Annotated in this window: 1 protein-coding gene and 1 pseudogene; both read left to right on the forward strand. The window is 61.7% G+C overall.

Going from position 1 to position 919, the window contains the following annotated elements:
* Positions 1–405, forward strand: a 405-nt coding sequence (nuoE, locus tag ACIQY3_RS13510; protein WP_403019989.1) for an NADH-quinone oxidoreductase subunit NuoE, incomplete at its 5' end; no start/stop codon positions are given.
* Positions 402–875, forward strand: a pseudogene (locus ACIQY3_RS13515) (NADH-quinone oxidoreductase subunit F); the annotation flags it as partial. The gene nuoE and the pseudogene ACIQY3_RS13515, both read left to right, overlap by 4 nt.
* Positions 876–919: the final 44 nt, after the last annotated feature.

The following is a 919-nucleotide window of genomic DNA, read 5'->3' on the forward strand; positions in this document are numbered from 1 at the left end:
CGCGCGGCGTCGATCGAAGCCCTGAAGATCGTCCAGAAGGAACGTGGCTGGGTGCCTGACGGCGCGCTCTACGCCATCGGCGAAATCCTCGGCATCCCGGCCAGCGACGTTGAAGGGGTGGCGACTTTCTATAGCCAGATCTTCCGTCAGCCAGTCGGTCGCCACATCATTCGCGTCTGCGACAGCATGGTCTGCTACATCGGTGGCCATGAATCCGTGGTCAGCGAAATCCAGAGCAAGCTTGGCATCGGCCTGGGTCAGACCACCGCCGACGGTCGTTTCACCCTGCTGCCGGTTTGCTGCCTCGGCAACTGCGACAAGGCGCCGGCGTTGATGATCGACGACGACACATTCGGTGATGTTCAGCCTGCTGGCGTCGCCCAATTGCTCGAGGGCTACGTATGACCCTGACTTCCTTCGGTCCTGCCAACCGCATCAAGCGTTCGGCCGAGACTCACCCGCTGACCTGGCGCCTGCGTGACGACGGCGAGGCCGTGTGGCTCGACGAGTACCAGGCCAAGAATGGTTACGCGGCTGCGCGCAAAGCCTTCGCCGACATGGCCCAGGACGACATCGTCCAGACCGTGAAAGACGCCGGCCTTAAAGGTCGCGGCGGTGCAGGCTTCCCCACTGGCGTGAAGTGGGGCCTGATGCCCAAAGACGAATCCATCAACATCCGCTACCTGCTGTGCAACGCGGACGAGATGGAACCGAACACCTGGAAAGACCGCATGCTGATGGAGCAACTGCCCCATCTGCTGATTGAAGGCATGCTGATCAGTGCTCGCGCGCTGAAAACCTACCGTGGCTATATCTTCCTGCGTGGCGAATACACCACCGCCGCCAAGCACCTGAACCGTGCCGTGGAAGAAGCCTAGGCAGCCGGCCTGCTGGGCAACAACATCCTGGGCATTGGCTT

The sequence above is a fragment of the Pseudomonas sp. NPDC096950 genome (assembly GCF_044762525.1).
Classification (GTDB): domain Bacteria; phylum Pseudomonadota; class Gammaproteobacteria; order Pseudomonadales; family Pseudomonadaceae; genus Aquipseudomonas.